Origin of the sequence: Micromonospora sp. NPDC049230 (genome assembly GCF_040647875.1) — a bacterium.
Classification (GTDB): domain Bacteria; phylum Actinomycetota; class Actinomycetes; order Mycobacteriales; family Micromonosporaceae; genus Micromonospora.
Genome location: NZ_JBEZCZ010000094.1, coordinates 1 through 1389 on the forward strand (window position 1 = coordinate 1; position 1389 = coordinate 1389).

Sequence of the window (1389 nt, forward strand, 5' to 3'; positions counted from 1 at the left end):
AGACGATGCGAGAGGACACGATGACGATCACTGTGGAGCGCACTCTTTTCAGGCCCATCTCCGATACGGACGACATGGCGCTGACGTGCGAGCACCGGGGCTGCAGGTCCGGTGAACCCAGCAACCCCACCGAGCTGGTCCCCGGCGGACCGCTGCGCCCGCCGAGCTGGGGCGGCGCCGGCGCCGGCCCGGCGAAGCTGACCGGAACGTGCCCGCAGGGGCTGGAGTTCTGCTGCGGCGAATGCTGCGGGGAGTGAGCTGCGGTGACTAATCACGACGAGAGAATCGCCGCGCTGCAGGCTCGCGTAGCGGAGCTGGAGGCAGCACTCGCCCAGGCGCGGCACGCCGCCACCCGCGACCCGCTCACCGGCCTACTCAACCGAGCCGGCCTTATCGAGGCGTGGGCCAACTGGCGGCACCGCCCGGGCCAGATGCTCGCCCTAATCGACCTGGACGGTTTCAAGGGCATCAACGACCGGTACGGCCACGCCGCCGGCGACGCGGTGCTCTGCGCGATGAACTACTGGATGCGCGACGTGCCGCTGGCCGCGCGCCTCGGTGGTGACGAGTTCGTCGCCGTGATCGACAACGTCGGATGGCTACCAGCGCGCGTGGGCGCACAGCTCCCCGACGGGCCGATGGTGTCCACCACCATGTCGATCGGCCTGGCCCCCGCCGCTGGGAGTCTCACCGACGTACTGCGCCAGGCGGACGCTGCGATGTACCACGCGAAAGCGTCCGGCGGGCACTACGAGGTCTACAACCGGCACCGGCATGACCGTCCGGTCGAGGCGCGTCCGCTGGTCCGGCTGCGCGATGACTCTGCGATCGTCGCCCGAGACACGGCGCGAAGCGTCGCGTGAGCGCTGGTGGGCAGCCGGAGATGGAGCACTCGGTGGGAGGCCCGATGAGCAGCGACGTGGATCTGTCCGGCAACCGGTGGGACGACTTGTATTTCACGCCCGACCATCCGGATGCCGACCGGTGGCATGCCGAGATCGTCGCCGAGATGGCCGCCGGGTATCCGGACGACCCGCTGACCATCGCGCCGGCCGAGGGCGAGGCCGACGACGGGCGCGGCGAGTAGCCGAGCAACCGAAGACCCCCGGCGCCGGGCATGGACGACCCGGCGCCGGACCAATCCGAGACGAAGAGAGCACGAGATGCGAAAACTGCGATGGGCACTGGGTGCCGTGTTGCTGATCCTGCTGGGGGGCTACGCGGCGGGTGGCGCAAGCGGCGACGCCGCGGGGACGGTGCCGAAGGACAACCCCGCCGGTGACGCGTGGAAGTACCTCCTGGTCGCGTTGGCGGTGCTGCTGGTGGCCAAGTTGGCGTGGCGTCGGCTCCGGTCGCCGCACACGGGGACGGACGAGGCTCATGACGACG

General features: G+C 70.3%; 4 protein-coding genes. All 4 read left to right on the forward strand.

Translation table 11 applies throughout. The features are described 5' to 3' along the window. The coding region (locus AB0A95_RS34670) for a hypothetical protein (protein WP_357559986.1) at positions 1-257 on the forward strand (257 nt) is incomplete at its 5' end. A 6-nt stretch (positions 258-263) separates the two neighbouring features. Beyond that, positions 264-863, forward strand: coding sequence for a GGDEF domain-containing protein (locus AB0A95_RS34675; protein ID WP_357559987.1), 600 nt, complete (start codon positions 264-266; stop codon positions 861-863). A 44-nt stretch (positions 864-907) separates the two neighbouring features. Further along, entirely contained in the window at positions 908-1087 is a 180-nt protein-coding gene (locus AB0A95_RS34680) for a hypothetical protein (RefSeq protein ID WP_357559988.1), read from the forward strand. Positions 1088-1163: 76 nt separating this feature from the next. Continuing rightward, positions 1164-1389: hypothetical protein (locus AB0A95_RS34685; RefSeq protein WP_357559989.1), on the forward strand; the 226-nt coding region annotated here is incomplete at its 3' end.

What these genes read in the sequence shown, in the direction of transcription:
- AB0A95_RS34680 (WP_357559988.1), top strand. Translation starts at nt 908, where the DNA reads ATGAGCAGCGACGTGGATCTGTCCGGCAACCGGTGGGACGACTTGTAT.